Annotated in this window: 31 protein-coding genes; 18 read left to right on the plus strand and 13 right to left on the minus strand. The window is 69.6% G+C overall.

Annotated features, from left to right (window positions below; all coding sequences use genetic code 11):
- Positions 1-25: 25 nt before the first annotated feature.
- Positions 26-820, minus strand: coding sequence for a glycoside hydrolase family 16 protein (locus tag AB0H36_RS37630; RefSeq protein WP_360534921.1), 795 nt, complete (start codon positions 818-820; stop codon positions 26-28).
- An 81-nt stretch (positions 821-901) separates the two neighbouring features.
- Between AB0H36_RS37630 and AB0H36_RS37635 the strand changes: the two genes are divergently transcribed.
- On the plus strand, positions 902-1,780 hold the full coding sequence (locus AB0H36_RS37635) for a sigma-70 family RNA polymerase sigma factor (protein ID WP_360534923.1): 879 nt from the start codon (positions 902-904) through the stop codon (positions 1,778-1,780).
- On the opposite strand, the gene AB0H36_RS37640 is transcribed toward AB0H36_RS37635, so the two are convergent.
- Complete coding sequence (locus AB0H36_RS37640) at positions 1,746-2,513, minus strand: phosphotransferase (protein WP_360534925.1); 768 nt, start codon at positions 2,511-2,513, stop codon at positions 1,746-1,748. The genes AB0H36_RS37635 and AB0H36_RS37640 overlap by 35 nt on opposite strands.
- Positions 2,514-2,597: 84 nt before the next feature.
- Here AB0H36_RS37640 and AB0H36_RS37645 point away from each other — a divergent pair, with 84 nt between their 5' ends.
- Positions 2,598-3,848, plus strand: a complete 1,251-nt coding sequence (locus AB0H36_RS37645; protein WP_360534927.1) for an FAD-binding oxidoreductase — start codon at positions 2,598-2,600, stop codon at positions 3,846-3,848.
- Positions 3,849-3,919: 71 nt separating this feature from the next.
- On the opposite strand, the gene AB0H36_RS37650 is transcribed toward AB0H36_RS37645, so the two are convergent.
- Positions 3,920-4,828, minus strand: coding sequence for an SH3 domain-containing protein (locus tag AB0H36_RS37650; RefSeq protein WP_360534929.1), 909 nt, complete (start codon positions 4,826-4,828; stop codon positions 3,920-3,922).
- A gap of 244 nt (positions 4,829-5,072) precedes the next feature.
- Entirely contained in the window at positions 5,073-5,708 is a 636-nt protein-coding gene (locus AB0H36_RS37655) for a helix-turn-helix domain-containing protein (RefSeq protein WP_360534931.1), read from the minus strand.
- Positions 5,709-5,764: 56 nt separating this feature from the next.
- Here AB0H36_RS37655 and AB0H36_RS37660 point away from each other — a divergent pair, with 56 nt between their 5' ends.
- On the plus strand, positions 5,765-6,283 hold the full coding sequence (locus AB0H36_RS37660; RefSeq protein WP_360534933.1) for an ester cyclase: 519 nt from the start codon (positions 5,765-5,767) through the stop codon (positions 6,281-6,283).
- A 146-nt stretch (positions 6,284-6,429) separates the two neighbouring features.
- Positions 6,430-7,224 (plus strand): enoyl-CoA hydratase/isomerase family protein, encoded by a 795-nt coding sequence (locus AB0H36_RS37665; RefSeq protein ID WP_360534935.1) that lies wholly within the window; start codon positions 6,430-6,432, stop codon positions 7,222-7,224.
- Here the strand turns inward: AB0H36_RS37665 and AB0H36_RS37670 are convergent.
- From AB0H36_RS37670 to AB0H36_RS37680, 3 genes are all read right to left on the minus strand, one after another.
- Positions 7,198-7,500: a YciI family protein gene (locus AB0H36_RS37670; protein WP_360534937.1), complete on the minus strand. Its 303-nt coding sequence runs from the start codon at positions 7,498-7,500 to the stop codon at positions 7,198-7,200. The two genes, AB0H36_RS37665 and AB0H36_RS37670, sit on opposite strands and share 27 nt — an antisense overlap.
- An 81-nt stretch (positions 7,501-7,581) precedes the next feature.
- A complete protein-coding gene (locus tag AB0H36_RS37675) occupies positions 7,582-7,737 on the minus strand; it encodes a DUF6131 family protein (RefSeq protein ID WP_360534939.1) in 156 nt (51 codons plus the stop codon).
- A gap of 96 nt (positions 7,738-7,833) precedes the next feature.
- Positions 7,834-9,237 (minus strand): MFS transporter, encoded by a 1,404-nt coding sequence (locus tag AB0H36_RS37680; RefSeq protein WP_360534941.1) that lies wholly within the window; start codon positions 9,235-9,237, stop codon positions 7,834-7,836.
- 158 nt (positions 9,238-9,395) lie between these two features.
- On the opposite strand from AB0H36_RS37680, the gene AB0H36_RS37685 reads away from it, so the two are divergent.
- From AB0H36_RS37685 to AB0H36_RS37695, 3 genes are read left to right on the plus strand one after another with little or no spacing between them, the layout of a single operon-like run.
- Positions 9,396-9,767 carry a YciI family protein gene (locus AB0H36_RS37685; RefSeq protein ID WP_360534943.1) on the plus strand — a complete coding sequence of 124 codons (372 nt, stop codon included), beginning with the start codon at positions 9,396-9,398 and terminating at the stop codon, positions 9,765-9,767.
- The gene (locus AB0H36_RS37690) at positions 9,764-11,005 is read left to right on the plus strand and encodes a DUF6596 domain-containing protein (protein WP_360534945.1); all 1,242 of its coding nucleotides are present in this window, start codon (positions 9,764-9,766) and stop codon (positions 11,003-11,005) included. The genes AB0H36_RS37685 and AB0H36_RS37690 overlap by 4 nt, the downstream gene beginning before the upstream one ends.
- Positions 11,006-11,041: 36 nt before the next feature.
- Positions 11,042-11,707, plus strand: a complete 666-nt coding sequence (locus AB0H36_RS37695) for a hypothetical protein (RefSeq protein WP_360534947.1) — start codon at positions 11,042-11,044, stop codon at positions 11,705-11,707.
- Between the two features lie 7 nt (positions 11,708-11,714).
- On the opposite strand, the gene AB0H36_RS37700 is transcribed toward AB0H36_RS37695, so the two are convergent.
- From AB0H36_RS37700 to AB0H36_RS37710, 3 genes are read right to left on the minus strand one after another with little or no spacing between them, the layout of a single operon-like run.
- Positions 11,715-12,266 (minus strand): DUF4240 domain-containing protein, encoded by a 552-nt coding sequence (locus tag AB0H36_RS37700; RefSeq protein ID WP_360534949.1) that lies wholly within the window; start codon positions 12,264-12,266, stop codon positions 11,715-11,717.
- A gap of 50 nt (positions 12,267-12,316) precedes the next feature.
- Complete coding sequence (locus AB0H36_RS37705) at positions 12,317-12,637, minus strand: dihydrofolate reductase family protein (protein ID WP_360534951.1); 321 nt, start codon at positions 12,635-12,637, stop codon at positions 12,317-12,319.
- A 13-nt stretch (positions 12,638-12,650) separates the two neighbouring features.
- Positions 12,651-13,454 (minus strand): alpha/beta hydrolase, encoded by an 804-nt coding sequence (locus AB0H36_RS37710; protein WP_360534953.1) that lies wholly within the window; start codon positions 13,452-13,454, stop codon positions 12,651-12,653.
- Between the two features lie 103 nt (positions 13,455-13,557).
- On the opposite strand from AB0H36_RS37710, the gene AB0H36_RS37715 reads away from it, so the two are divergent.
- Positions 13,558-14,250 (plus strand): TetR/AcrR family transcriptional regulator, encoded by a 693-nt coding sequence (locus AB0H36_RS37715; protein ID WP_360534955.1) that lies wholly within the window; start codon positions 13,558-13,560, stop codon positions 14,248-14,250.
- On the opposite strand, the gene AB0H36_RS37720 is transcribed toward AB0H36_RS37715, so the two are convergent.
- Positions 14,230-15,345 (minus strand): LacI family DNA-binding transcriptional regulator, encoded by a 1,116-nt coding sequence (locus tag AB0H36_RS37720; protein WP_360534957.1) that lies wholly within the window; start codon positions 15,343-15,345, stop codon positions 14,230-14,232. The two genes, AB0H36_RS37715 and AB0H36_RS37720, sit on opposite strands and share 21 nt — an antisense overlap.
- A 215-nt stretch (positions 15,346-15,560) precedes the next feature.
- Between AB0H36_RS37720 and AB0H36_RS37725 the strand changes: the two genes are divergently transcribed.
- The 8 genes from AB0H36_RS37725 (at position 15,561) to AB0H36_RS37760 (ending at position 23,205) form a co-directional block, all read left to right on the plus strand.
- Positions 15,561-15,809 (plus strand): hypothetical protein, encoded by a 249-nt coding sequence (locus AB0H36_RS37725; protein ID WP_360534959.1) that lies wholly within the window; start codon positions 15,561-15,563, stop codon positions 15,807-15,809.
- Positions 15,806-16,141: an L-rhamnose mutarotase gene (locus AB0H36_RS37730; protein WP_360534961.1), complete on the plus strand. Its 336-nt coding sequence runs from the start codon at positions 15,806-15,808 to the stop codon at positions 16,139-16,141. The genes AB0H36_RS37725 and AB0H36_RS37730 overlap by 4 nt, the downstream gene beginning before the upstream one ends.
- The gene (rhaI, locus tag AB0H36_RS37735; RefSeq protein WP_360534963.1) at positions 16,138-17,301 is read left to right on the plus strand and encodes an L-rhamnose isomerase; all 1,164 of its coding nucleotides are present in this window, start codon (positions 16,138-16,140) and stop codon (positions 17,299-17,301) included. The genes AB0H36_RS37730 and rhaI overlap by 4 nt, the downstream gene beginning before the upstream one ends.
- Complete coding sequence (locus AB0H36_RS37740; RefSeq protein WP_360534965.1) at positions 17,298-19,337, plus strand: bifunctional aldolase/short-chain dehydrogenase; 2,040 nt, start codon at positions 17,298-17,300, stop codon at positions 19,335-19,337. The genes rhaI and AB0H36_RS37740 overlap by 4 nt, the downstream gene beginning before the upstream one ends.
- A gap of 10 nt (positions 19,338-19,347) precedes the next feature.
- Positions 19,348-20,790: an L-fucose/L-arabinose isomerase family protein gene (locus tag AB0H36_RS37745; RefSeq protein ID WP_360534967.1), complete on the plus strand. Its 1,443-nt coding sequence runs from the start codon at positions 19,348-19,350 to the stop codon at positions 20,788-20,790.
- Complete coding sequence (locus AB0H36_RS37750) at positions 20,787-22,208, plus strand: rhamnulokinase family protein (RefSeq protein ID WP_360534969.1); 1,422 nt, start codon at positions 20,787-20,789, stop codon at positions 22,206-22,208. The genes AB0H36_RS37745 and AB0H36_RS37750 overlap by 4 nt, the downstream gene beginning before the upstream one ends.
- Before the next feature lie 6 nt (positions 22,209-22,214).
- On the plus strand, positions 22,215-22,457 hold the full coding sequence (locus AB0H36_RS37755) for a LuxR C-terminal-related transcriptional regulator (protein WP_360534971.1): 243 nt from the start codon (positions 22,215-22,217) through the stop codon (positions 22,455-22,457).
- A 157-nt stretch (positions 22,458-22,614) separates the two neighbouring features.
- Positions 22,615-23,205: a hypothetical protein gene (locus tag AB0H36_RS37760; protein WP_360534973.1), complete on the plus strand. Its 591-nt coding sequence runs from the start codon at positions 22,615-22,617 to the stop codon at positions 23,203-23,205.
- 58 nt (positions 23,206-23,263) lie between these two features.
- Here the strand turns inward: AB0H36_RS37760 and ilvA are convergent, their stop codons facing one another.
- Complete coding sequence (gene ilvA, locus AB0H36_RS37765; RefSeq protein ID WP_360534975.1) at positions 23,264-24,556, minus strand: threonine ammonia-lyase IlvA; 1,293 nt, start codon at positions 24,554-24,556, stop codon at positions 23,264-23,266.
- 232 nt (positions 24,557-24,788) lie between these two features.
- Here ilvA and AB0H36_RS37770 point away from each other — a divergent pair, with 232 nt between their 5' ends.
- Positions 24,789-25,655 (plus strand): hypothetical protein, encoded by an 867-nt coding sequence (locus tag AB0H36_RS37770; protein ID WP_360534977.1) that lies wholly within the window; start codon positions 24,789-24,791, stop codon positions 25,653-25,655.
- 116 nt (positions 25,656-25,771) lie between these two features.
- The gene (locus AB0H36_RS37775; protein WP_360534979.1) at positions 25,772-26,305 is read left to right on the plus strand and encodes a GNAT family N-acetyltransferase; all 534 of its coding nucleotides are present in this window, start codon (positions 25,772-25,774) and stop codon (positions 26,303-26,305) included.
- Here the strand turns inward: AB0H36_RS37775 and AB0H36_RS37780 are convergent.
- Positions 26,290-26,715, minus strand: coding sequence for a GNAT family N-acetyltransferase (locus AB0H36_RS37780; RefSeq protein WP_360534981.1), 426 nt, complete (start codon positions 26,713-26,715; stop codon positions 26,290-26,292). The genes AB0H36_RS37775 and AB0H36_RS37780 overlap by 16 nt on opposite strands.
- Positions 26,716-26,852 lie beyond the last annotated feature (137 nt).

Raw genomic sequence — 26,852 nt, forward strand, 5'->3', positions numbered from 1 at the left:
CAGGAACATGCGCACGACTATAGCGTCAGGCGACGAGCTCCTCCGCGACGTTCCAGCCGCGGATGTGGTCGATGATGAAGGTCGGGACGAGGTGCGCGTCGTCGCCCAGGCTGCGGTCGGGGAAGTCGAAGACGGCGAGCATCAGCTGCATCGGGTAGGACGGGGCGCCCGGGCAAGTCCGGATCGGGGCGCCGTCGACGAAGAACGTCGCCTCGCCGGGGACCCACTGGACCGCGTAGCTGTGGAAGTCGCGCAGGTCGATCGGCAGCGGCACGACCTCGAAGTCCTGCGGCAGGATCGGGTCACGCAGTTGCTTCAGGCCCATGCCGACCCCCGTGGACACGCCCGGCACGATCGCGTCGCCGAACACCTCCATCACGCAGATCTCCCCGCACCGCTCCGGCTGGTCCTCGAGCCCGACCATCCACAGCGACACCATCGACCGCGGACTGATCTCGGCCCGGGCGCTCAGCTCGACGTACCCGCCGTACGGCGTCCAGCCCCAGAACGGCTCCTGCTCCTCCTGGACCACCAGGCCCTCGCGGTACGGCTGCTGGCCGATGGTGCTGCCGAGCGGGCCGGCGTAGTTGCCGGACTGGATCCCGGACACGCGCAGGTCCGGCTTGTGGTCGCCCTCGCACCACAGGCCTTGGTCGGTGGGGATGCTGAGCGTGAGGCAGGAGTCATCCAGGGTGTACGACGCGGCTGACGCCGTACGCGAGCTCCAGTGCGGCAGGTAGTACGGCGACCACACGGACAGGTCCAGCGAGGAGCCGTCGAAGTGGTCCTCGAACACCAGGTCACCACGGGTGGCAGGCATGCCACCATCATGGGCCCTGTCACATCAATGTGGCGCGATCCGTCAGGGAGATGACGGCGTACGGACGGGAGACAGTGAGCAGTGGACGACCACGACCAGCTTGCGCGGCAATTCGAGCAGCACCGAGGGCACCTGCGTGCGGTGGCGTACCGGATGCTCGGCTCACTGGCTGAGGCCGAGGACGCGGTGCAGGAGGCGTGGCTGCGGCTGAGCCGGACCGACGTGAGTGACGTGGGCAATCTGGGCGGCTGGCTGACCACTGTGGTGTCGCGCGTCTGTCTGGACACGCTCCGCAGTCGCAAGTCGCGGCGGGAGGATTTCGTCCCGGACCCGATCGTGACGCGGGAGGACTCTGCGCCGGGGCCGGAGGAGCAGGCCGTCGAGGTCGACGCGATCGGGCTGGCGCTGCTCGTCGTACTCGAGACTCTGGCGCCGGCGGAGCGGCTCGCGTTCGTGCTGCACGACATGTTCGGGGTCAGCTTCGACGAGATCGCGCAGATCGTGGACAAGTCGCCCGCCGCGACCCGGCAGTTGGCCAGCCGGGCGCGCCGCCGCGTCCAGGGTGCGCCCGCGGGTGACGGGGATCCGGGCCGCCGCCGGGAGATCGTCGAAGCCTTCCTGGCCGCCTCACGCGGCGGCGACTTCGAGGCCCTACTCGCACTCCTCGACCCCGACGTCGTCCTGCGCGCCGACGCCGGCGACGCCACCGCGGAGTTCGCCGGCCCGGCGGTCTCGAAGCTCGTCCGCGGCGCCCGCGCCGTCGTCGAACAGGCGCTCCTCTTCAGCCGCATGGCCCCCTACACCGAGCTCACCCTCGTCAACGGCCACCCCGGCGCCGCCACCATCGTCAACGGCCGCCTGATGGGCGTCATGGATCTGGTCGTCGTCGACAACAAGATCACCGAAATCAACATCCTCGCCGACCTCAACCGCCTCGCCGAGCTGCCTGTTCCGGCTTGATCAGTGCCAACACCCGCCTGGCCTGCGCTTCAGCGGTGCCGGGCGGGTTCCGGTCGGCACTGGGTCCTCCCGGCCCGACCAAGGTCAACCAGAAGGCCGCCCAGAGACAGCGAGCTGAGTGGAACCGAGCCGGATCGACGGCGAACCGGTCGGCGAAGCCGGTCCAGTCGGTCTCCCGGCCGGAGAGGTGCTCGACCAGGTTGGCGAGCTCGACGGCAAGATCGCCGCGGCCCGCGTCCTCGAAGTCGACGATCCGGACACGGGTGCCGTCCCAGAGGTAGTTCTCCAGGTTCGGATCGCCGTGGGCGACGACTGGATCCGGTACGTCGGTCAGCTCGTCGGCAGTCTCCAGCCAGGCCTGCGCGGCTGAGCCGATGACGCCTGGCGTCTTCCGCAGTACGGCGAGTCCCCGCCGGACCCGGTCGACGAGGGCCGCCAGGTCGATCGGCTGCAGCTCATCAGGAGGTATCGACCAGAGCGTTCGCAGCGCGTTGCCGAGGGCGTCGAGCCGAGGACCGTCCAGGGACCCACTGAGAGGGAAACCGGGGACGACTGTCATCGCGATCGACGGAGGAGGGCCGGTCCGGTCGAGTGGGGTCGGGGCGAGATCCGGTGCGTGGCGGTTGATCAGCGTCAGGGCGGCCCACTCGCGGTCGGGTTCGTCACGGGGCCAGGAGCGGTAGCGCTTGGTCAACACCGAACCGTCGACTTCGACCGCATGTGTGGGAGCCATCCAGAAAAGTTTGGCCGGGGTGTCAATTCTGGCGGGGTTCCTTCGACGTCTGGGTGAGAGCGGACGTGCGAGGGAGTGGTTGGGATGACTGCGCAGGTTGTCGGGTCGGTTGCCGATGGTGTGGTGGCGGGGTTGTTGGGGGCGGGGTTCAACGGGGGGATCTGGCTGCCGGGGAGCGCGGAGTACGACGTTCAGCGGCAGTCTGTGATTCCTACGGTGGACTCGCGGCCGGTAGTGGCTGCGGAGGCCTACGGGCGGACCGACGTGCAGGCGGTGGTGCGGACGGCCCGGGAGTACGGCGTGCCGGTCGCGGTGCAGGCGACTGGACACGGGACTCGGGTCCCGGCTGACGGCGGGATCCTGCTGAAGACGACGTCGATGAGCAGTGTGCTGGTCGACCCGGAGCGGCGGATCGCGAAGGTGGGCCCGGGAGCTCGGTGGGGCGCCGTACTCGACGCCGCACGCGAGTTCGGGCTCGCGCCGCTGTCGGGCTCACACCGCGACGTCGGCGTCACCGGCTACACGTTGGGTGGCGGGGTCGGTTGGCTGGCGCGGAAGTACGGGTTCGCAGCTGACAGCGTGATCCGGGCCGAGATCGTCACCGCAGACGGCCGGTTCGTCACCGCGAGCGCCGAGCAGCACCCGGACCTGTTCTGGGCGATCCGCGGCGGCACCGGTAACTTCGGCATCGTCACCTCGCTCGAGTTCCGGCTGTACCCGGTCCGCCAGGTCCACGCCGGCATCGTGTACTACGGCGCCGACCACGCGGCCGCCATCCTGCGCCGTTACCGCGACTGGACCTCCACGATCCCCAACGAGCTGAGCACAGCCGTCGTACTCACCAAGGACGACGGTGTCGCCATCAAGGTGATGTACGCCGGTGCCGCCGACGTCGCCGAGCACCTGCTGAAGCCACTCTTCGAAGTCGCCGGACCGCGACTGGCCGGCGAGCTCCGGACGATCGAGTACGCCGACGCCGCGATGGGCGGCACGCCCGCCCGGCACCTCGACTTCCTCGACGAGTTGTCGGACGACCTGATCGACACGCTGACCGCAGCGGACGCGACCGTGGAGATCCGGCACTGGGGTGGCGCGATGGCGCATCCCGGGCCCGGCGCCGGCCCGGTCGGTCACCGGAGTGCGTCGTACTCGCTGATCGTCGACCGCGAGCAGCCGCACCTGCCGAGCTCCGGTCGCACCTTCGTGAACTTCCTGGGCGATCCGAGCAAGGCGGACACGGCGTACGCGCCGGAGGACCTGCGCCGGCTCCGCGAGGTGAAGCGGGCCTACGACCCGACGAACTTCTTCCACCTGAACGCCAACATCAGGCCATGACAAAGCGACCCCGCGTCCTCAGGTTCCAGAGGGCGCGGGGTCGCTGGGGCGTCAGCGGAGGGGCCGACGGATCAGACCGTGCCTTCGTTTCCGTAGACGGAGACGTGCACGTGGTCGTAGTGGTTCGCGGTCGCGCCGCCGCGGTCCTCCATCCAGCGCCAGCCTTCGCTGCTGCGCTGCACGGTCCAGATGCGCTGCGCCCAGATCAGCTCGCTGATCCCGAGCTTCTGGTAGTTCGCCTTCAGCCAGGCGGCGACCTCGTCGCCCTCCGAGCCGCTGACCATGATGTCGAGCGCGCGGCCGGTGGAGTGCTCGGAACCGCTGTCACCGGCGCGGAGCCCGCCGTACGACGTGATGTTCGGGAACTTCGCGCAGACGGCCCGGTGCACCCGGATCGCGTCCTGGGTCAGCCCGTCCTCGACGGCCGAGCCCGACTCGCAGGCGGCCTGCGAGATGGTGCCCGCGGTGCTCGCGACCGGCTTGGTGGCCGACAGGTACGCCGCCTTGACCCAGCGGGACTTGCCGTCCCGGACGATCTCGGCCCAGATGCCGTCGATCTTGCCGGTGACGGAGACCTGGGTGCCCTTCGGCACGACGTCGAGCAGCACACCCGTGAGGGGGACGGACCAGACGTTCAGGTCGGTGGTGGTGTACTTCGAGCCGGTCACCTTCGGCGGGGTCGCGCCGGCCGCAGCGGCGGCGCGGGTCTTCGTCGCGGTCGGCTTCGGGATCGGCGCCTGCTTCTTCAGGTGCTTCGCCGTCGGCGACGCCTTCGGCTTCGGAGCCGGGGTGGCGACCTTGATCGGGGGACGGAGGGCGTCCCGGCTGATCGCCGACTCACGCTGCACCTGCAGGGACGAGGTGGCGGTCGGGGTGTCGAGCTTGACTTCCTGGTCGGGGAACGCGGCTGCCGAGCCGGTGGCTACCAGGGCCACCGCCGCACCGGGGATCACCACCTTCGCGATACCGGGCTGGATCACCTTCGGGCGCGGTTGACGGTGCCGCGCCTGTCTATGCCGTCCTGCAGCCACTGACCTTCCCAATCTGTCGAGACCAAACCGTTATCGACCGGAGGAGTCAAGCACACATCCCGGCCGGGGTTCGAATCGACCCCCGTTCTTAACGCATTACGAACATCCAATTGGGGTACCGGGCGTAATCCGCCCGCTATCCGGAAGTTATCCGTCCGAGATCAAGCGATTGGGCCATTTTCGTGTGGTCGTTTCAGCACAGAGCGTCAGTGATCGCCCGCCCGATCCAGGCTTGGTAACGGTCGACCGGCCAGCCGCGAGTCAGTACCAGCAGCTCGTAGAGCTCGACCGAGATGTAGGTCCACAGCACATCGGCGACCTCGTCGAGCGTGATGCCGGCGCGCAGCTGGCCGCTCTCGAGCAGGTGCCGGCCGAGCATCGTCATCCCGGTCAGCCGCTCGTCCAGCAGCGTCTGCCAGGTCTCCCGGAGCGTGTCGTCGTGGTGCCGGCCGTCCCGGATTGCGATCTGGACCCGGGCTGACCGCTGCTGCCGGCCGGCGAGACCGTCGACGTACAGCTGGATCTTGCGCCGTACGTCGGGTTCCGCCTGGATGGCCCGGGCTTCCGGGCGCTCGGCCATCGGGACCGGCTCGTCGTCGCCGGCGATGACGAAGTCGAACACCGCCTTGGCCAGCGCGGCCTTGGTGCCGAAGCCCTTGTAGATGCTCTCCGCCGAGACGCCGGACCGCTTGGCGACCGCGGTGATCGTGGTCGCCTGGAAGCCGTCCGCCTCGAACAGATCCCGGGCCGCGACCACGACGTCGCGCCGCCGTTGTCGGGCGCGCTCGCGCCGGCCGGAGGCGTCGTACTGCCTCTTGACTTCTGCCATCACCGGTCCCCATGGTTTTAGGTACAGGCTCACTGTATCGAATTTCAGGGGGAAAGATGAACACCGACGTGACCTCAGCGGGGGAGATCGCCACCCGGGCGATCCGGATCATGGCCGACGGGACGCGGGGCGACTTCGACGCGCTGGTTCATCCGGCCGCCGTCAACTCCGAGGACAACGTCGAGCCGCCGGCCTGCCGGGTCGGCGGGCCCGAGGGCTACTACCAGACCGCGCTCTGGCTGCGGACCGCGTTCGCGGACCTGGCCTACGAGATCCACCACGTCGTTGCCAACGGCAATCTGGTGGCGATCCACTCGACGATGAGCGGCCGGCACGTCGCGCCGTTCGCGGTCTACACCGAGTCCGGCGCCGTGGACACGGTGTTCCCGCCGACCGGCAAGACCTTCGCCATCACCCAGTCGCACTGGCTGCGGATCGAGGACGGCAAGGTGATCGACCACTGGGCGAACCGCGACGACCTCGGCCAGGCCAAACAACTCGGCTGGGTCCCGCCGACCCCGGCGTACCTCGTCCGGATGGCTCGCGCGAAGTCCCGCGCCAAGCGCGCGGCATAGACCGGACCGTCAGGCCATCACAATCGAGCGCGGTGCAGCGATCCCGCGCTCGCGCGGCCGCTGCGTCGGCGATTGTGATGGGCTGGCGGTCCGCCAGTGTGATCCAGCCGGCGGCGGAGACGGCTGCCGGCTGGTTGACTGCGGGCGTGGATGAGCTGGGTTTCCGGGTCGAAGGCGGGGCGGTGGCCCGGCTCGTGATCGACCGGGTCGAGAAGCGGAACGCGCTGACGCGGGCGATGTGGGAGGCCCTGCCCGGGGTGCTCGCCGAGCTGGCCGCCGACGACGCGGTGAAGGTCCTCCTGGTGACCGGCGCCGGGCCGACCTTCTCGGCCGGCGCGGATATCGGGGAGCTGATCTCCGGCGCCGATCCGGCCGATCCGATGGCGGAGCTCCGCGCGTTCAACCTGCGGGCGCAGACGGCGTTGCGGGAGTTCCCGAGGCCGACGGTCGCGGTGGTCCGCGGGCACTGCATCGGCGGCGGGCTCGAGCTCGCCGTGAACTGCGACTTCCGGTTCGCGGCGTACGACGCGACGTTCGGCGTGACGCCGGCCCGGATCGGCGTGGTCTATCCCCCGGATGCGATCAAGGTCCTGCTCGACCTGGTCGGTCCGGCGACGACGAAGTACCTGCTGTTCAGTGGCGAGCTCCTGACCGCTGCACAGGCCGAGCTCAAGGGGCTGGTCGACCGGGTGGTCGATCCGGCTGAGCTGGACGCCGAGGTCGCGGCGTTCGCGGCGACTCTGGTGTCGCGGTCGCAGCTGACGATCCGCTCGGCCAAGGAGTCGGTCAACGCGCTGCTCGCCGGCGCGGACGCCGACACTCAGGCGCGACGGCGCTACCAGGAGACGATCGCGACCGGCGAGCTGGCCGAAGGCATCGCGGCGTTCACCGAACGGCGGGCGCCGCAGTTCCCCTCAGGCGCTGATCAGGGTCCCGCGTAGCTCGACTCGGTCGCCGACGATGGCCGAGATGCGCGCGGCGACGGCTTCGGCGCCGGCGTCGTCGGCCACGTCGATCAGGACGATGCCGGCCACCTGCGGGTCGGCAGGGACGAACGGCCCGGCGGTGGCGGTCTGCTTTTCGTCGCGGATCCGCACGATCCGGCCCTCGCTGGGCAGCTGCAGCTCCTCGGCGCTGACGACCTCGGCCAGCTCGGCCTTGACTTCGGGTATCCGGCGGGCGGCGTCCGCCCCGTAGACCATCACGACGTACTTCATGGGCTCACGGTAGCGACGAGGACGGACAGAACCCCGCGGGACAGGGCGCCCGCGGGGTTCTGAGGTTCAGATCTGTCAGTGTCAGTACCAGTGCCTTCGTCCGCCGACCGCACGGCCGGTGGACCCGAGCAGGAACAGCACGGCCCCGACGAGCAGCACGATGATGCCGAGCGTCCACAGGATCGAGATGTTCAGCACGAGACCCAGGACCAACAGGATCAGTCCGAGGATGAGCATGAAGCCTCCTTGTCGAGGGGCCGCCGGGCGGAAGTGGCGGCCGCAGGAATCCGGTGCCCACTCCGGCCGCCGTAAACCTCCAACACCTGTTTGACCTCAGTGGGTGGCGACTGCCTGCAACTGTCGCTCCACAGGACGCTTGCGGCTCAGCAGCACGGCGCAGCCCGCGACGCCGACGGCTAGGCACGCCCACACCGCCCAGAACGCGATCCGGTATCCATGTGTCAGCGCGGTCGGGGTGGAGCCCGTCGTACTGGCCGCTGCGACCGCGGAGAGGGCTGCGATGCCCACTGCGCCGCCGATCTGGAAGCTGGCGCTTTGCAGGCCGGAGGCGACACCGGAGTCCTCGCCGGCGACGTCGCTGAGCGAGGCGATCGACCCAGCCACGGTCCCTGCGCCCAAGCCGGCGCCGAAGATCGTCAGGCCCCAGAAGGCGAGCTCGAAGTACCCGGCCTGGACGGTCAGTTGCGTCATCAACGTCGTACCGGCACCTGCCACCAGCAGCGCGGCGAAGGCGACCCGGCGCGGCCCGAGCCGGGTGACCAGGTGCTGGCCGATGATCGACGCCACCACAGCGGCCGCCGCGAGTACGGCGGACATCAGCCCGTAGCGGACCGCGGACACACCAAGAGCGAACTGGGCGTACTGCGTGTAGACGTAGTTCAGCCCGAACGCCGCCAGCCCCCAGCTGATCGTGATGAGGTTGCCGCCGACCAGAGCACGCGACCGGAAGATCCGCAGCGGCACGAGTGGTGCGGCCGACCGCTGCTCCACCAGCACGAACAGCCCGAACAGCAGAGCGGACAACAGCACCAGCGCGAGCGTCCGGCCAACAGGCGAGTGCGGTGCCTCGACGACGGCGTACACGAGCACGATGAGCGCAGCGGTCACAGTGACCGCACCGGTGACGTCGAACCCGCGCCGGCCCGGTCCACGGCTCTCCTGCAGCAGCACGGGCGCCAGTACGACGACCAGTAGGCACACCGGCACGTTGATGAAGAAGATCCACTGCCAGCCCAGTCCGTCGGTGACCGGGCCGCCGATGAGCGATCCCGCCGTACCGCCGACTCCACTGGTCGCTCCCCAGATGCCCAGCGCTTTGTTGCGGTCCGGTCCGTCCGGGAAGGTCGTCATCACGATCGCCAGCGCACTGGGCAGCAGTACGGCGGCCGACGCGCCCTGCAGGCCACGTGCCAGCACCAGCGCGTCACCACTCCACGCGAAGCCGCACAGCAGCGACGACGCGGCGAATAGCACCAGTCCGGTGATGAACACTCGCCTCCGGCCGAGCAGGTCGGAGATGCGCCCGCCCAGCAGGAGCAGGCCGCCGAACATCAGCGCGTACCCGCTGGGCACCCACTGCACGCCACCGGCCGAGAAGGTGAGCTCACGCTCGATCGACGGGACCGCGACCAGCACGATCGACGCGTCCAGGATGATCATGAACCCGGTCAGGCACAGCAACGCCAGCGCCCACCAGCGCTTGGACTCGGTAACCATGTGGCATCTCCAGTAAGCGGCAGGCCGCCCCGGCTGGGCGTGCACTCGGCGGAGACGTCGGGGCCGCCCCGTCCACCTCGACATTTCTGTCGAAAGTCGCCCGGTGGGTACGACGTACCGAGTGAGAGGGGGTCACAGCGGCCTCCGGGAGCGACAGGATGGTGCCTGTGAAGTATGTGCTGCTGATCTACAGCAACCCCGAGAGCTGGGCGAGCCTGTCCGCCGAGCAACGCGACGGTCTGTCCCGTGCGCACGACGAGCTCACCCGTGAGCTCAGTGAGCAGGGCCTGCTGGTCAGTGCCGCCGGCCTGGCCGACCCCATCACCAGCCGGACCGTCTCGGTGCGCGACGACACCACCACGACCACGGACGGGCCGTACGCTGAGGCCAAGGAGCACCTGGCCGGGTTCTACCTGGTCGAGTGCGACGACATCGACCAGGCGATCGGCTACGCCGCCCGGATGCCGGACGCGAAGTACGTCGCCGTGGAGGTGCGACCGGTGATGGACGCGTCCGGGCTGGAGATGTGACCGAGCCCGCGGCCTTCGAGCTCCTGCTGCGGGAGCAGGCGCCGCAGGTGCTGAGCGCGCTGGTCCGGCACTACGGGCACTTCGACCTGGCCGAGGAAGCGGTCCAGGAGGCACTGCTCGCGGCCGCGCAGCAGTGGCCGGACGAGGGCGTCCCGGACAACCCCCGCGGTTGGCTGATCCGGGTCGGATCGCGGCGACTGACCGACCTGCTGCGCAGCGAGTCGGCCCGGCGTCGGCGGGAGGAGAACGCGGCTCAGCTCGCCGCGCCGGAGGAGTTCGTTGCCGCCGGCCCCGACATCGACGATCCGGGCGGCCGGGACGACACGCTGACTTTGCTCTTCCTGTGCTGCCATCCGGCCCTGTCGCCGGCCTCGCAGATCGCGCTGACGTTGCGTGCGGTCGGCGGTCTCACCACCGCGCAGATCGCAGCCGCGTTCCTGGTGCCGGAGGCAACGATGGCGCAGCGGATCAGCCGGGCCAAGCGCAGCATCAAGCAGGCGGGCAGCACGTTCGAGCTGCCTCCCGAGGCCGAGCGGGACGAGCGGATGGGCGCCGTACTCCATGTCCTCTACCTGATCTTCAACGAGGGCTACACCGCGTCGTCCGGTGCGTCGCTGCACAGTGCGGAGCTCACCACCGAGGCGATCCGGCTCGTGCGCGGCGTACGGCGCCTGTTGCCTGACGACGGTGAGGTCGCCGGGCTACTGGCGCTGATGCTGCTGACCGACGCGCGGCGGCTGGCCCGCACTGGGCCTGACGGTGCACTGGTCCCGCTGGCCGAGCAGGATCGGTCGAAATGGAACAAGGCAGCCATCGTCGAGGGCGAGGCGCTGGTGACCGATGCCCTGGCGCGCACGCAGCTTGGGCCCTACCAGGTGCAGGCGGCGATCGCTGCCGTGCATGACACGGCCGAGCACGCCGACGACACGGACTGGCGGCAGATCGTCGCGCTGTACGAGGTGCTCGAGCACATGGTCGCCAACCCGATGGTGAAGCTCAACCACGCCGTCGCGGTGGCCATGGCGACCGGTCCGAAGGAGGGCCTCGCCGTACTCGAGCCGCTGGAGTCCGACGACCGGATGACCGACCACCATCGCCTGGAGGCCGTGCGCGCCCACCTGCTGGAGATGTCGGGTGATCTGGCCGGTGCGCGGGAGAGCTACCTGCTGGCGGCGCGTCGTACGACGAGCGTGCCCGAGCGCAACTACCTGCAGTCGAAGGCAGACCGGCTGGCCTAAGTCGCGATGCACCCGACGGTGTGTCAAGTTGGAGGGGTGGATCTCACCAGGGCCTCGCTCCTCCGCGAGATGCTGACCGGCACCGAGCTCGGGAGCCGGACGACGGACTTCGCTCACTCGCTGCGGCGGTTCACCACGCGGACCGGCGGCCTGATGCTGTTCGGCCCGCCCGACGACGAGCCCTGGCACCTGACTGCGCACCTGGACGACGAGCTGCACCGGGCCGGCGTGGAGGACGTCCGGCCGTCGCTGGTCCGCTGGTCGCCGCCGCCGGGCGCACCGCCGCACCTAGCGATCGGCCTGGACCGGCTGCGCGACGCCGGCCGTGGCGAGTCCCTGCTGGTCGTGGCCGAGGAGCACCCGGCGGACACGCTGCTCGAGCGCATCAGCGACGTACGGCGACGCGGTACGACGATCTTCAGCATCGGCAACGGGGACAAGGAGCTGACGTCGCTCAGCCATGAGGCGCTGGTGCCGGAGTTGCTGGTGCCGGACGGGTTCGGCTGGACCAGCCGGCAGATCGAGCTCGACCACGACGAGCCGCAGGCCGCGATGACCGACCTCGAGCCCCGGACGACGGAGGGTTTCGAGATGGCGCAGCACCTGGTCAGCCTGGCCGCCGCCGACGAGGACGCAGGCATGCCCAGCTGGCGCCGCCGCCTCCGCGCCGCGATCGAGCGCCTCGGCGGCGAGCCAGGGTGACCGTTGGTCAGTTGTCCAGGTAGAGCGCCGCCAGCCGCGGCAGGTGGGCGTGCAGGTCGTCCTCGTCGTCGAAGTCGATCTCCTGCCCGACCGGCAGGTCCGGTGTGTCCGGCGCCTCCGCGTCGACCGCCTTCCAGTAGGCCGCCTCGTCGCCGGCCACGTTCTTGTACGCGTGGCTGCCGACGTGCAGCAGCCCCTCGCCGTCGAATCCCTCGAAGCCCTCCGGCCGGTCCTCGTCGACCACGTCGGCCAGGGAGTCCGGGTCGGCCAGCGCCGCCTCCCAGACCTCCCGCCCCTGCGCGACCAACCAGCCCCGGAACGAGTCGAACCCGTCCTCCGAGGCCCCCGAGTTGATCAGGTACGCCGCCGCCCACAGGTCCCACCGGTACGACTCGACCTGCAACCGCGCGAGCTCGACTCCGAACCCGGCGATCTCCTCGGCCTCCAGCCCGCCCAGCAGCTTGGTCAGCGCGTCCGCAACCCCATCCGGATCCACCACGGTGTCGTCCACCCCACCGCGCGCACCCTCGACCAATCCCCAGAACCCGTCCCTGTCCACCCTCACAGCGTCCCTCCGCGGCCGGGACCTGTCGAGGTCCCGGCCCGCGCTCAGACGCGCTGGAAGGTGGTGATCAGGATTCCTTCGCCGACGGTGCGGTTCTGGGCGAGGCGCCAGGTGGTTCTGCCGGGGGTTTCGGCGAAGAGTTTGCGGCCGGTGCCGAGGAGGACGGGGAAGGTCATCAGGTGGAGCTCGTCGACCAGGTCGGCGGCGAGCAGGGCCTGGGCGAGCTGGATGCTGCCGGGGACCTGGATCTCGCCTGCGACCTCGGTCTTGAGCTTGGCGACCTCGTCGCGGACGTCGCCGGACAGGACCCGGGTGTTGTTCCACTTCGGGTCCTTCAGCGTGCCGGAGACGACGTACTTGAGCATGCTGTTGTACCTGTCACAGCTCCTTCGCGAAGTCGCGCAGGACCGGGGCCAGCACCGGCGGCTCGACGTTGTGGTTCTCGCCCGGCACCGGCAGCAACCGCGCGGTCGGCAGCAGCTCGGCCACCGCCTCGGGGCCGACCTTCAGGTACGGCGGGGTGTTGTCGCCGTGCATCACCAGGACCGGAACGTTCACCGCGGACCAGCGATCCGTCGGCAGCGGGTTGCCGGACATCGTGGTGCCCATGATGCGGCCGTCGTACGCGATCGTGCCCGCGATCTGCTCGACGCCGGTCCAGATCGGGGTGCCACGCATCGCGTCGACGAACTCCGGCGGCATCAGCGCCGCCGCGGTCATGAACAGCTCGACTGCGTCACCCGGGCGGCCGGCCTCGACGCCGGCCTCGAGCCGCTCGACGTAGTCGGTGGGCAGCGGCGGGCGGGCGTCGTCGACGACCACCGGCGGCTCGAACAGCGCGAGCGCTGCGATCGGCAGGCCGGCCGCCGCCGCGTCCAGCGCCAGCAGGCCACCGGAGGACCAGCCGAACAGGATCGCCGGCTCCCCGGCGTCCTCGATCAGCGCGGCCAGGTCCTCGATCTCCCGCTGGATCGCGTACGGCTTGGTGTCGGTGCTCTCGCCCCGGCCGCGCCGGTCGTAGACGTAGACCCGGAACTCGTCGCTCAGCAGCTTGGCCACTTCGGCGTTCGACGGGTTCACGGCCCGGTGCGCGGTGGCGCCGTCGATCATGATCAGCGGCCGGCCCGCCCCGGTGGCGTCGAAAGCGATCGTGGTGCCGTCAGCGGACTTCACGGTGCTCATCTGCGTGCCCTCCCTGTGGTGTCGTTCGGAACTAGACCGTACAGTACTCACAACGGAACTGGACTGTCTAGTATGATTTTGGGAAATCTTCGAGGAGGACCCCGTGGACCAACGCCAACGGGCTGCCGTCTGGCAGCCTGACCAGGCCGTCGAGATCGAGGGTGAGGGCCGGACGCCGCGCAAGCGCCGCGCGATCCTGGCCGCGGCCACCGAGGTCTTCCTGCAGCACGGCTACCTGGGTGCCAGCATGGACCTGGTCGCCGCCAAGGCCGGCGTCTCCAAGCAGACCGTCTACAAGCAGTTCGAGAACAAGGAGCGCCTGTTCGCCGAGATCGTCGGCGGCACCAGCGACCAGTTGCTCGACGGCCTGACCAAGGCGTACGCCGAGAAGCTCGACGGAGCCACCGACGCACGGGAAGCCCTCGGCAACCTGGCGCGCTACTTCCTCGACAGCCTCACGAACAGCAGCGTGCTGCAGCTACGCCGACTCGTCATCGCGGAGGCGGACCGCTTCCCGGAGGTCTGTGGCGCCTGGTTCCACAGCGGCTTCGAGCGATCACTGGAGGCGCTGGGCATCGCCTTGACCAGCCTGACCGACCGCGGCATGCTCCGTGAGCTCCCCGACCCGACGCTCGCGGCGTATCAGTTCGCCGGCCTGGTCATGTACAAGCCGATGAACCGCGCGATGTTCGCCGGCACCGAGGCCCGGCCGCCGGCCGACGAGTTCGACCAACTGGCCGACCAGGCCACCGAGGTCTTCCTCGCCGCCTACGGTCTAGAGAGTTCCGCGCGTTGAGGTCCTGACGACCAGCTCGGGTGTGAAGGTGACGCGCTGGTGCTCGTGGTCCGGGTTGGACGACTCGTCGAGGAGTAGCTCGGCGGCCGTGCGGCCCAGCAGCTGCCGGGGCTGACGGACGGAAGTCAGCGGTACGGCGGCCGCCGCGGCGAACTCGATGTCGTCGTACCCGACGATGGCGAGGTCCTCGGGAACGCGCAGGCCGAGACTCACGCACTGCTGCAGCAAGCCCAACGCCAGCAGGTCGTTCGCGCAGAACGCGGCGGTCGGGCGGCGGGTCGCCGGGAGGCCGGCAAGTCGTTGCCCTGCGCCCCTGCCTTCGGCGACGGTGAGGGCGCCGGTGGTGAGCTCGATCAGGTTCTCCGGGGCCTTGCCGGCCTTGCGGAGTGCGCGGCGGGCGCCGTCGCGACGGTCGATGACCTGGCCGATCGTGTTCGGTCCGCCGACGTACGCGATCCGGTCGTGGCCGAGCTCGAGCAGGTGCGCGATGGCGAGCTCGCCGCCGAGGATGTCGTTCACCGCGACCGAGCAGTGCTCGTCGTCGTCGATCGCGCGGTCCACCACGACGACCGGCGTACCGCGGGCGGGGAGTTTGCGCAGGCGGGACGAGTTCTGGTCGATCGGGGTGATCAGCACGCCCTGGACGCGCTGCTGCTCGAGCAGGTCGAGGTAGTCGGCCTCGCGGTCGGCGTCCTCGTTGCTGTTGCACAGGAACACCGACAGGCCGGCCGCACGGGCCGCGTCCTCGACGCCCTTGGCGACGTCGGTGAAGAACGGGTTGCCGGCGTCGAGCATCAGGTACGCGAGGATCCGGCTGCTGCCGGCGCGGAGCTGGCGGGCCGACTCGTTCCGCACGAAGCCCAGCGAGGCCATCGCCGCCTCGACCTTCGCCCGGGTCACCGGGCTGACCACCTCAGGCCGGTTCAGCACGTTCGACACGGTCCCCAAGGACACTCCGGCCGCCGCTGCAACCGCCTTCACCCCGGCCGCATGCTGCTTCGCCTTCCGCCGCCGCCCACCAGTGGATTCCTTGCGACTGCCTGACGGCCGGTTGACGGTGCTTGAGGCCTGGTCCGGCGCGTTGTCTGCTGCCATGCGCGGCCTCCCGGCGTCAAGGTCCCACGGGACGGGTTTGAAACGTCTTAGCAGCCGAGAGCGTACCTGTTTTCCGGCCGTTTTCCGCAGTCCCGCGTCCGGGATCGGCCGCTCGGGCCGGACGAGCCCTTGACGGCAAAAGCCCTTCGCCCGTACGTTCGTGCAATCTTCTTGAAACCTTTCAGCAACTCAGCCGCCCCGAGTTGGAGGTGACCATGCCCGACGCCACGCCGCTGTTCCCGGACCTCTCGGTGGCGGAGAACATCGCGATGGGCCGCCAGCCTCTGGGTCGTTTCAAAACCATCGACCGGGCCGCGATGGTCCATCAGGCCGCCCAGTTGTTCACCCGGCTCGGCGTGTCGATCGACCCCAACCCGGCCGGCCCGCGGCCTGTCGATCGGCCCGCCGACCGAGTTCACCGCGGCCATCATCGACCGGTTCAACTTCTGAGGACTGCCTTGTGAATCGCTACTGCTTCTGCCTCCAGGTCAGACCCGACCGTTTGGAGGAGTACGTCGAGCGGCACCGGAACGTCTGGCCGGAGATGCAGGCCGCGTTACGGGAGACCGGGTGGCACAACTACTCGCTCTTCCTCCGCGACGACGGCCTGCTGATCGGGTACGTCGAGGCCGAGGACCTGGAGGCGGCGCAGAAAGCGATGGCTGCGACCGAGGTCAACACCCGGTGGCAGGCCCAGATGACCGAATTCTTCACGGGGATCGACGGGCGTCCGCCGGACGAGTCGTTCCTGTTGCTGCCCGAGATCTTCCATTTGAAAGAGGACCAGACCCCATGACTACCGATGCTGTGAAGACCGCCCTGAGCCGCCAGGAGATCGAGCTGCCCTCGTGGGCGTTCGGGAACTCGGGGACCCGGTTCAAGGTGTTCAGCCAGCCCGGTGTGCCGCGCTCGCCGGAGGAGAAGATCGCCGACGCCGCTGTAGTGCACAAGTACACCGGCGTGGCCCCGAGCGTCGCGCTGCACATCCCCTGGGACAAGGTGGACGACTACGCGGCGCTGGCGGCGTACGCGAAGGAGCAGGGTGTCCGGCTCGGCGCGATCAACTCCAACGTGTTCCAGGACGACGACTACAAGCTCGGCAGCGTCACCAACCCCGACCCGGCGGTACGGCGGAAGGCCACTGACCACCTGCTCGAGTGCGTGGACATCATGGACGCGACCGGGTCCCGCGACCTGAAGCTGTGGTTCTCCGACGGCACCAACTATCCGGGCCAGGACGACATGCAGGACCGGCAGGACCGGCTGGCCGCGGCGCTGAAGGAGGTCTACGACCGGCTCGGTGACGACCAGCGGATGCTGCTGGAGTACAAGCTGTTCGAGCCGGCCTTCTACACCACGGACGTGCCGGACTGGGGTACGTCGTACGCGCACTGCCTGGAGCTGGGGCCGAAGGCGACCGTCTGCATCGACACCGGGCACCACGCGCCGTCGACCAACATCGAGTTCATCGTCGCCTTCCTGCTCCGGGCCAAGAAGCTCGGCGCGTTCGACTTCAACAGCCGGTTCTACGCCGACGACGACCTGATGGTCGGGGCGGCCGACCCGTTCCAGCTGTTCCGGATCATGAACGAGATCGTCCGTGGCGACGCCCTCGACCCGGACCGCGGGATCGCCTTCATGCTCGACCAGTGCCACAACATCGAGGTGAAGATCCCGGCCATCATCCGCTCGGTGATGAACGTCCAGGAGGCCACCGCGAAGGCGCTGCTGGTCGACCGGGACGCACTGCGGAAGGCGCAGCAGGACGGCGATGTGCTGGAAGCCAACGCCGCGCTGATGGACGCCTACAACACCGACGTCCGGCCGCTGCTCGCCGAGCTGCGCGAGTCGCAGGGCCTGGACCCGAACCCGGTCGCCGCCTACCAGCGCAGCGGCTACTACGAGCAGATCGTCAAGGACCGAGCCGACGGCCAGCAGGCCGGATGGGGAGCATGACAGTGAGCGCCACCGCAGCCGAGCTCGTTGCGCGTAGCAACAGACTGGGTGCCGATCCGCGCAACACGAACTACGCCGGCGGGAACACCTCGGCGAAGGGCACGACGATCGACCCGGTCACCCAGCAGCCGGTCGACCTGGTCTGGGTGAAGGGGTCCGGCGGCGACCTCGGCACGCTGACCGCCGCCGGCCTCGCCGTACTGCGGCTGGACCGGCTGAACTCGCTGGTCGACGTGTACCCGGGCGTCGACCGTGAGGACGAGATGGTCGCCGCGTTCGACTACTGCCTGCACGGCAAGGGCGGGGCCGCGCCCTCGATCGACACCGCGATGCACGGGCTGGTCGACGCTCCACACGTCGATCATCTGCACCCGGACTCCGGGATCGCGCTGGCGACCGCGGCCGACGGCGAGAAGCTCACCGCCGAGTGCTTCGGCGACCGGGTGGTCTGGGTGCCGTGGCGGCGGCCCGGGTTCCAGCTCGGTCTCGACATCGCGGCGGTGAAGCGGGAGAACCCGCAGGCGATCGGCTGCATCCTCGGCGGCCACGGCATCACCGCCTGGGGTGACACCTCCGAGGAGTGCGAGGCGAACTCCCTCGACATCATCCGTACGGCGGAGCGCTTCCTGGCCGAGCGCGGCAAGCCGGAGCCGTTCGGCCCCATCGTTCCGGGCGTCGAGCCGCTCGACGCCACGGCACGTCGCGAACGCGCCGCCGCCTTGGCCCCGGTCATTCGCGGTCTCGCGTCGACCGACAAGCCTCAGGTCGGCCACTACAACGACTCCGAGGTCGTGCTCGAGTTCACCGCTCGGGAGAAGCTGGGCGAACTGGCTGCGCTCGGCACATCGTGTCCTGATCACTTCCTGCGGACGAAGGTCCGTCCGCTGGTCCTCGACCTTCCGCCGACGGCGCCGATCGAGGACGCGATCATCCGGTTGCGGGAGCTGCATCTGCAGTACCGCGAGGACTACGCGGCGTACTACGACCGGCACGCGCAGCCGGACAGCCCGCCGATGCGCGGCGCGGACCCGGCGATCGTGCTCGTGCCCGGGGTCGGCATGTTCAGCTTCGGCAAGGACAAGCAGACCGCGCGGGTGGCCGGCGAGTTCTACGTGAACGCGATCAACGTGATGCGTGGGGCCGAGGCGGTGTCGACGTACGCGCCGATCGACGAGCGCGAGAAGTTCCGGATCGAGTACTGGGCGCTCGAAGAGGCCAAGCTGCAGCGGATGCCGGCGCCGAAGCCGCTCGCGACCCGGGTGGCGTTCGTCACCGGTGGTGGGTCCGGGATCGGCAAGGCGATCGCGCAGCGGCTGGCTGCCGAGGGCGCCTGCGTTGTGGTGGCGGACCTGGATCTGGCGGCGGCCGAGGCGGTGGCCAAGGAGATCGGCTCATCCGATGTCGCGGTTGCCGTGGGCGCCGACGTGTCCTCCGCGGAGGCGGTCGAAGCGGCGCTGCGGGAGGCCGTGCTGGCCTTCGGCGGCGTCGACCTGATCGTCAACAACGCCGGGCTGTCCATCTCGAAGTCGTTGCTGGAGACAACGGATCGGGACTGGGACCTGCAGCACGACGTGATGGCGAAGGGCTCGTTCCTGGTGTCCCGGGCGGCCGCGAAGGTGATGATCGACCAGGGTATCGGCGGCGACATCGTCTACATCTCCAGCAAGAACTCCGTCTTCGCCGGCCCGAACAACGTCGCGTACGGCGCGGCCAAGGCCGACCAGGCGCACCAGGTCCGCCTGCTCGCCGCCGAGCTCGGCGAGCACGGGATCCGCGTCAACGGCGTGAACCCCGATGGCGTCGTCCGCGGCTCCGGGATCTTCGCCAAGGGCTGGGGTGCGCAGCGGGCCGCGGTGTACGGCGTACCGGAGTCGGAGCTGGGTGCGTACTACGCGCAGCGGACGCTGCTGAAGCGGGAGGTGCTGCCGGAGCACGTGGCGGCGGCCGTGTTCGCGTTGACCGGTGGGGAGCTCACTCACACGACCGGTCTGCACGTTCCCGTCGATGCCGGCGTAGCTGCCGCGTTCCTGCGTTAGGAGGGGTGGAATGACCGAGCTGGATGTTCGCCCGGGGCTGGAGCGAATCACGACGCGCAAGACCAGGATCGGTCTGGTCGCGGGCGGTCTGGGCGCCTACTGGCCGCAGTTCCCCGACCTGCTGCCGCAGTTGCAGGCGTCCGCGCGGCGGGTGTCTTCGCGGTTCGCTGACATGGACTGTGAGGTCGTTGACGTCGGGTTCATCTCGGACGCGCAGGAAGGTGCGGTGGCGGCGGAGAAGCTGCGGCTCGCTGACTGCGACCTGATCGTCGGGTTCCTGACGACGTACATGACTGCGTCGATGCTGGTGCCGGTCGCGCAGCGCAGCGGTGCGCCCGTGCTGCTGCTCAACCTGCAGCCGACCGAGTCGATGAATCATGCGACCTTCGACACCGGTGCGTGGCTCGCGTACTGCGGCGCCTGTCCGCTGCCGGAGATGGCGAACGCGTTCGAGCGGTGCGGGATCGACTTCCGGTCGGTGTCGGGGTACCTCGAGGACGAGCGGGCGTGGGCGCGGATCGATCGGTGGATCCGGGCCGCCGGCGTCCGGGCGGCGTTCCGGCACGGCCGGCACGGTCTGCTCGGGCACCTGTACCCGGGCATGATGGACGTGATCACCGATCCGACGCTGGTGTCGTCGCAGCTCGGCGGGCACGTCGAGATCCTGGAGATCGACGACCTGCGGGTGCGGGTCGAGCAGGTGACCGAGGCGGAGACCGCGGCCCGGATGGATCTGGCCCGGGAGATCTTCACGCTCGACGACTCCGTGGTCGAGGAGGACTTCCGGTGGGGCGCGACCGTGTCGGTCGCGCTGGACCGGCTGGTCGAGGACTTCTCCCTGGATTCCTTGGCCTGCTATCACCGCGGACTCGACGGGGAGATGCACGAGCGGGTCGCGGCCGGGATGATCCTGGGCGCCTCGTTGCTGACGGCAAGGGGTATCCCGGCGGCCGGTGAGTACGAGCTGCGGACGTCGCTGGCGATGCTGGTGATGGATCGGCTGGGCGCGGGTGGTTCGTTCACCGAGCTGCAGGCGCTGAACTTCCACGACAACGTGGTCGAGATGGGCCACGACGGACCGGCGCACCTGGCGATCAGCTCGGACAAGCCGTTGCTGCGCGGGCTCGGGGTATACCACGGCAAGCGTGGCTGGGGTGTGTCGGTCGAGTTCGACGTGAAGCACGGGCCGGTGACGGCCTGCGGGCTTGGGCAGCGCCGGGACGGTTCGTTCAACCTGATTGCGTCCGAGGGCACCGTCGTACCCGGGCCGTTGCTGCAGATCGGGAACACCACCTCGCGGGTCGACTTCGGGTGCGACCCGGGTGAGTGGACCGACGCGTGGTCCGGGTCGGGCGTCGCGCACCACTGGGCGCTCGGGACCGGTCACCGCGCCAAGGACCTGGCGGCGGTTGCCGACCTCCTCCATCTCGACCTGACCGTCGTCTCACCATGAAGCGCGTCGCGGCGGTGGATCTGGGCGCGTCCAGCGGGCGCGTCATGCTCGGCTCCGTCGGTGACGGCGTTCTCGAGCTCTCCGAGATCCACCGCTTCTGGAACGGCCCGGTGCAGGTCCACGACACCCTGCACTGGGACATCCTCCACCTCTACCGCGCCATGCTCGAAGGCCTCCACCAGGCCGGCTCCGTCGACTCGATCGGCATCGACTCCTGGGCCGTCGACTACGGCCTGCTGGACGCCGACGGCCACCTCCTCGCCAACCCGATCCACTACCGCGACGCCCGCACCGACGGGGTGATGGAGCGGGTGCTGGAGAAGGTCTCGGTTGCCGAGCTGTACGACGTGACGGGCCTGCAGCAGTTGCCGTTCAACACCATCTACCAGTTGGCCGTCGAGGGATTGCTCGAGCAGGCGGACAAGCTGCTGATGATTCCCGATCTTCTGGCCTACTGGCTCACGGGGGAGATCGGGGTGGAGCGGACCAACGCGTCCACCACGCAGCTGTACGACGTACGGAGTCGGGCGTGGAGCGAGTCGCTGGCCTCGCGGGTTGGTGTATCGATGAAGGTGCTGCCGGAGTTGCGGGACCCGGGAGCCGTGATCGGGACCGTGTTGCCGGAGACCGGGCTGGTGTCCGGTACGCCGGTGATCGCTGTGGGCTCGCATGACACGGCGTCGTCCGTGGTCGCGGTGCCGGCGGGTGACGAGCGGTTTGCGTACATCTCGTCGGGAACGTGGTCGCTGGTGGGGCTGGAGCTGGATGCGCCGGTGCTCTCCGACGAGGCGCGGGAGGCCAACTTCACCAACGAGGGCGGTGTCGACGGACGGATCCGGTTCCTGAAGAACGTCATGGGGCTGTGGATCCTGCAGGAGTGCCAGCGGATCTGGGGCGACGACGACCTGCCCGGACTGCTGCGGGACGCCGCCGGCGCGCCGCCGTTCGCCGTACTGATCGACCCGGACGCCCCCGAGTTCCTTGCGCCGGGCAACATGCCGGCCCGGATCGACGAGCACTGCCGGGCGAGCGGGCAGGAGCCGCCGCCGTCGAGAGCAGCCGTCGTCCGGTGTGTGCTCGAGAGCCTTGCGCTGGCCTACCGCCGTACGCTGCGGTCGGCCCAGGTGATCGCAGACCGCCCGGTCGACGTACTCCACGTCATCGGCGGCGGCTCGCAGAACGAGCTGCTCTGCCAACTGACCGCCGACGCGTGCGGACTGCCCGTGCTCGCCGGCCCGGTCGAGGCCTCCGCCCTCGGCAATGTCCTTGTCCAGGCTCGTGCCCTGGGCGAACCCCTGCCGGACCTGAGCGCCATGCGCGCGCTGGTCCGCGCTACCCATCGACTGCGGCGCTACGAGCCGCAGGGAAAACCGGCCGACTGGGACGCCGCCGAGTCCCGGGTGTTCGGAACAAGGTGATCCGTAATGACCGTCCTCCCCCAGGAAATCCGTCCGCTTGCGCGCCGGGTGCCGCCGCGTGAGATCAGCCATGACGACCTGCAGCTGCTCCGGCTGCTCGCGACCGGGCTGCCGGTGGACAGTGTGGCCCGCCGGCTCGACCTGTCCGAGCGGACCGTCCGCCGCCGTACCCGGATGATCTGCGACCGCCTCGGCTTCGGCACGGCCATCGAGGCGATCGTCTGGGCTGCCCGCCGCGGCCTGGTCTGACCGCTCACCCTCCCCTGCCTGCTCCGGGCGGGTCCGGTGTACGAACGGTTGCCGCGGGCACCTATCGCCTCCGGGTGCGGTAGCGGCTTCCGGGGTGCGTTAGCGGCCCGGGGGGTTCGGGTACCGGGGGATCCGAACGTCGAGCCGAGGAGGAACGATGGACGGAATGACCGTCCTGTGGATCGTTGTCGCACTGGCGGTGCTGGTGATCGTCGTGGCGCTGATCGCCGGAGCGATGTCCAAGCGCCGGGCCCAGCGGGAACGGCAGGAGGCGTACGAGCACGAGCAGCAGGCCAGGACGTCGGTGGCACGCGCGGACAAGCAGCAGGCCGCGGCCGATGAGGTCGAGGCGCGGGCACGCAAGGCGCGGGCGATCGCCGACGAGAAGGCGGCCGAGGCACGCCGGCTCGAAGCCGGCGCCAGCGAGCGGCGCGAAGCCGCGGCCGACGCTCGCACCGAGGCCGACGAGCACCGCACCCAGGCCCGGGACCTGCACCCCGACCAGCACACACCCCACGCCGCCAGCTGGGGCAAGGACCGCGACCGGGAGAGCACGGCGGCCTGGGACAAGGACAGCGACCGGGACAACACGACGGCCTGGGACAAGGACCGCGACCAGGAGAGCACGACGGCCTGGGGCCGGGACGGGCAGCCGACGGACGAGCACTGGGCCGACGGGCAGCACCCGGACGACCCGCGCCGTCAGACCCGACCGGACGAACAACCTCCCAAACGGCTGAGGCACTGACACACCAGACGCACGGATCCCGCCGGGACGCAGCGCTCCACCGGCGGGATCCGTGCGTTCAGATCAGGTAGCGGAACTCCGGCGAGCTCGGGTCGATCCGCTCGATCTCCAGCGGCGCGGCCTCCATCCGGGACAGCAGCCCGTCCAGGTCGCCGGCCCGGCTGATCTCGATGCCGACCAGCGCCACCCCGGTCTCGCGGTTGTTCCGCTTCACGTACTCGAACAACGTGATGTCGTCGTCCGGCCCGAGCACCTCGTCCAGGAACGCCCGCAGCGCACCGGGCTCCTGCGGGAACGTCACCAGGAAGTAGTGCTTCAGGCCTTCGTACACCAGCGAGCGCTCGAGGATCTCGCCGTACCGGCTGACGTCGTTGTTGCCGCCGGACAGCAGGCAGACCACGGTCTCGCCGGGACGTACGTCGAGACCGTTGCCCAGAGCGCCAGTCGACAGCGCGCCCGCGGGCTCGGCGATCAGGCCGTCGGTCTGGTACAGCTCGAGCATCTCGCTGCAGACCAGGCCTTCCGGCACGGACATCATCTCGACGCCGGCCTTCGCGACCAACGGCAACGTGACGTCGCCGACTCGCCGCACTGCGGCACCGTCCACGAAGCTGTCCAGGTGCGCCAGCGTCACCGGCTCACCGGCCTCGAGCGCCGCCGCCATGCTCGCCGCCCCGGCCGGCTCCACACCGACGATCCGTACGCCGGGATGGCGCTCGGCCAGCCAGGTCGCGACACCAGCGATCAACCCACCGCCACCGACCGGTACGACGAGTACGTCGGGCGCGTGGCCGAGTTGGTTGACGAGCTCGACCGCGACGGTCCCTTGCCCGGCAACGGTTCTCGGGTCGTCGAACGCGGGCACCATCGTCGCGCCGCTCGCCTCGGCGTCCGCGAGGGCTGCCGCGGCCGCGTCGTCGTACGTGTCGCCGGTGACGATCACCTGGATCTGCTTGCCACCGAGGGCCGCGATCCGGTCGCGCTTCTGGCGGGGCGTCGTACGCGGCACGTAGACCTTGCCCTGGACACCGAGAATGTGGCACGAGTACGCAAGGCCCTGGCCGTGGTTGCCCGCACTGGCACAGACCACACCGGCCGCCTTCAGCTCGTCGCCGAGCTGGGCGATCAGGTTGTAGGCGCCGCGGAGCTTGTAGGACCGGCCGATCTGCAGGTCTTCGCGCTTGAGCCAGACCTGGGCGCCGGTGCGTTCGGACAGCCGGAGGTTGCGTTGCAATGGCGTACGCACAGCGACCCCGTCGAGCCGCTTGACCGCTTCGTCGACGGCTGCCGCGTCAACCGCCTTCTGGTCTGGGCCGCTGGTGGATCGAGCGACTGAACTACTGCCCTGCATGAGCTTCCTTCCCGTGCATTTGCACGATCTTCGCCGATTCGCTCGATGCACAAGACAATTCGCGTCCACAGTACGGACGACTCACTACCTTTGCGCAAACAGGCCCTTGCCTCAGGCGTGAAACGGCTCTTCACTGGGCAGTCTAGTTTTCATACGCTCACTCGGTGTAACGGCCAGGGTCCTGGACGGGATGAACCGAGTAAAGCCGGTCACAGTGGACTGGAGGGCACGGATGGAACTGATTCCGTTCAGTCTGTGGGGAGACGCCCTGTGGTGTGGTCAGGAGGTCGTGCGGGAGGCCCCGCACGAGCAGGCGATCCGAAGCCTGTTCCTGGACCCCATCCCAGCGCGAGGAGCAGACCTGGACACCGACGCGGACCTGGTCCCGGAACCGCGCAACCGTTTCGATCCCCGATCCATCGCCGTACGGGTGCAGGGGAAGGTTGTCGGCTACCTGCCGAGGGACGATGCGCACCGGTACCACCCGGTGCTCTCAGAGCTGGTGGCGCAAGGCCTGCAACCGCAGGTGCCGTGCCACCTGTGGGTGAGTGAGTGGGAACCGGCCGACTGGGAGGGCAGGGGAGACCAGGGCACGGAGTTTCACGCGAGTGTCGCGGTGGCCCTCGGGCAGCCGCACATGCTGGTTCCGGTGAACCTGCCCCCACCGGGCAGCTTCCACCTGCTGCCGCCGGGCAGCGGCATCGTCGTACCGGGCAGTGAGGTCCATCCGGACGTCCTGGCGCCGTTCTTCCGGGCCGAGGGCGAGTGCTGGGCGTACGCCACCATGCACGCGCTCGAGGAGGAGGACGGGATCCAGGACCGCCACCGGATCGTGGTCGAGATCAGACTCGACGACGAACCGGTCGGACGGCTGAGCCCGCGGTTGAGCGCGGAGTTCCTGCCGGCCATCCACTACCTGGCCGACATGCGCGCCGAGACTGCCGCTCGCGTCGCCGTCCGCGGCGACCGCGCGGCATCGGAGGTGATCCTCTATGCGGCTCGGAGTCACGACCTGCCGGCCACCTGGCCGGACGGCCTGACCCGCTCCCCAGTCGCGTCCCCCCAATGGCACTACTGGGCTACGAAGGAAGCCAACTAGGCGGCTGCGCAGTACTCACCACGCCCTTTGGCGGGTACTGCGGAGCTACTTGTTCCAACTGGTCTCCGTCCTGAAATAGGTTTGCCGAGCGGAAGTGCGTCGCGTTGGGTGGGGGCGTGACGGAACTGCGTACTGAGAGGCTGTTGCTGCGGCGATGGCAGGAGTCCGACCTGGAGCCCTGGGCTGAGATGAACGCGGACCCCGAGGTGCGGGAGCATCTCGGTGACGTGATGACGCGGGAGCAGAGCGATGCGTCGGTCGCGCTCTTCCAGCAGGAGTTCGATGCCCGCGGCTACGGCTGGTGGGCGGTCGAGGCCGACGGCAGGTTCATCGGCTTCGCCGGCCTGGACGACGTCGACCCGGAGGTGCCGTTCACCGGCGTCGAGATCGGCTGGCGCCTCGCCCGCTCCTCCTGGGGCCACGGCTACGCCACCGAGGCCGCCCGCGCAGTCCTCGCCTACGCCTTCGACACCCTCGACCTCCCCGAGATCCTCGCCGTCACCACCGCCACCAACTACCGCTCCCAGGCAGTCATGCGCCGCCTGGGCATGACCCACAACCCCACCGACACCTTCGAAGACCCCACCGCCCCCGAGGGCCCCCTCCGCCCCCAGGTCGTCTTCCGAATCGGGCGTCAGGGGGAGAGGTAGAAGAGTTCGGGGTCGGCTTCGTCGAGGCCGTGCAGGATGCCGGTGGCGGTCCAGCCGGCGTGTTGCAGGAGTTGCTGCATCGGGAGGTTCGAGACGTTGGTCGAGGTGAACAGCTTCTCGGTGGTGCAGGAGGTCTTGGCCGCGTCGAGCAAGCGTCGGCCGATCCCTTGGCGCCGGGCGCCGGCGTCGACCATCAGCATGGTGACGAAGCCTTGCTCGAAGAACGTGTACTCCAGTGTGACGTAGCCGACCAGCCGGTGCGACTCGTCCTCGGCGGCCAGGACCAGGTCCTGTTCGCACCAGCGGCGGATCGCGTCGGCTCGGGCTTCGTCACCGGCTGCGGCGATCGCATCGACCTCGGTCAGCGACTTCCAGTCCGCCGCGGCTGCCCGCCGTACCGTCACGTCCATGCCCGGCATCCTGGCACGCCACCCGACCGGGAAGCGCGCGATTTAGCCTCGATCCACCGACCGGCCTGGCGTGGGTGGCTGATTCTCGATGCGCTGCAGGGTCGGCTGGGTGTGGCGTGGTGGGACGTCCCGCCTCG

This window comes from Kribbella sp. NPDC050820, assembly GCF_040653975.1.
Taxonomy (GTDB): domain Bacteria; phylum Actinomycetota; class Actinomycetes; order Propionibacteriales; family Kribbellaceae; genus Kribbella.

What these genes read in the sequence shown, in the direction of transcription:
- AB0H36_RS37780 (WP_360534981.1), bottom strand. Translation starts at nt 26,715, where the DNA reads ATGGACGTGACGGTACGGCGGGCAGCCGCGGCGGACTGGAAGTCGCTG.
- AB0H36_RS37740 (WP_360534965.1), top strand. Translation starts at nt 17,298, where the DNA reads ATGACAGTGAGCGCCACCGCAGCCGAGCTCGTTGCGCGTAGCAACAGA.
- AB0H36_RS37750 (WP_360534969.1), top strand. Translation starts at nt 20,787, where the DNA reads ATGAAGCGCGTCGCGGCGGTGGATCTGGGCGCGTCCAGCGGGCGCGTC.
- AB0H36_RS37760 (WP_360534973.1), top strand. Translation starts at nt 22,615, where the DNA reads ATGGACGGAATGACCGTCCTGTGGATCGTTGTCGCACTGGCGGTGCTG.
- AB0H36_RS37745 (WP_360534967.1), top strand. Translation starts at nt 19,348, where the DNA reads ATGACCGAGCTGGATGTTCGCCCGGGGCTGGAGCGAATCACGACGCGC.
- AB0H36_RS37685 (WP_360534943.1), top strand. Translation starts at nt 9,396, where the DNA reads ATGGTGCCTGTGAAGTATGTGCTGCTGATCTACAGCAACCCCGAGAGC.
- AB0H36_RS37645 (WP_360534927.1), top strand. Translation starts at nt 2,598, where the DNA reads ATGACTGCGCAGGTTGTCGGGTCGGTTGCCGATGGTGTGGTGGCGGGG.
- AB0H36_RS37675 (WP_360534939.1), bottom strand. Translation starts at nt 7,737, where the DNA reads ATGCTCATCCTCGGACTGATCCTGTTGGTCCTGGGTCTCGTGCTGAAC.
- AB0H36_RS37640 (WP_360534925.1), bottom strand. Translation starts at nt 2,513, where the DNA reads ATGGCTCCCACACATGCGGTCGAAGTCGACGGTTCGGTGTTGACCAAG.
- AB0H36_RS37670 (WP_360534937.1), bottom strand. Translation starts at nt 7,500, where the DNA reads ATGAAGTACGTCGTGATGGTCTACGGGGCGGACGCCGCCCGCCGGATA.
- ilvA (WP_360534975.1), bottom strand. Translation starts at nt 24,556, where the DNA reads ATGCAGGGCAGTAGTTCAGTCGCTCGATCCACCAGCGGCCCAGACCAG.
- AB0H36_RS37655 (WP_360534931.1), bottom strand. Translation starts at nt 5,708, where the DNA reads ATGGCAGAAGTCAAGAGGCAGTACGACGCCTCCGGCCGGCGCGAGCGC.
- rhaI (WP_360534963.1), top strand. Translation starts at nt 16,138, where the DNA reads ATGACTACCGATGCTGTGAAGACCGCCCTGAGCCGCCAGGAGATCGAG.
- AB0H36_RS37725 (WP_360534959.1), top strand. Translation starts at nt 15,561, where the DNA reads ATGCCCGACGCCACGCCGCTGTTCCCGGACCTCTCGGTGGCGGAGAAC.
- AB0H36_RS37770 (WP_360534977.1), top strand. Translation starts at nt 24,789, where the DNA reads ATGGAACTGATTCCGTTCAGTCTGTGGGGAGACGCCCTGTGGTGTGGT.
- AB0H36_RS37705 (WP_360534951.1), bottom strand. Translation starts at nt 12,637, where the DNA reads ATGCTCAAGTACGTCGTCTCCGGCACGCTGAAGGACCCGAAGTGGAAC.
- AB0H36_RS37755 (WP_360534971.1), top strand. Translation starts at nt 22,215, where the DNA reads ATGACCGTCCTCCCCCAGGAAATCCGTCCGCTTGCGCGCCGGGTGCCG.
- AB0H36_RS37680 (WP_360534941.1), bottom strand. Translation starts at nt 9,237, where the DNA reads ATGGTTACCGAGTCCAAGCGCTGGTGGGCGCTGGCGTTGCTGTGCCTG.
- AB0H36_RS37660 (WP_360534933.1), top strand. Translation starts at nt 5,765, where the DNA reads ATGAACACCGACGTGACCTCAGCGGGGGAGATCGCCACCCGGGCGATC.
- AB0H36_RS37630 (WP_360534921.1), bottom strand. Translation starts at nt 820, where the DNA reads ATGCCTGCCACCCGTGGTGACCTGGTGTTCGAGGACCACTTCGACGGC.
- AB0H36_RS37710 (WP_360534953.1), bottom strand. Translation starts at nt 13,454, where the DNA reads ATGAGCACCGTGAAGTCCGCTGACGGCACCACGATCGCTTTCGACGCC.
- AB0H36_RS37720 (WP_360534957.1), bottom strand. Translation starts at nt 15,345, where the DNA reads ATGGCAGCAGACAACGCGCCGGACCAGGCCTCAAGCACCGTCAACCGG.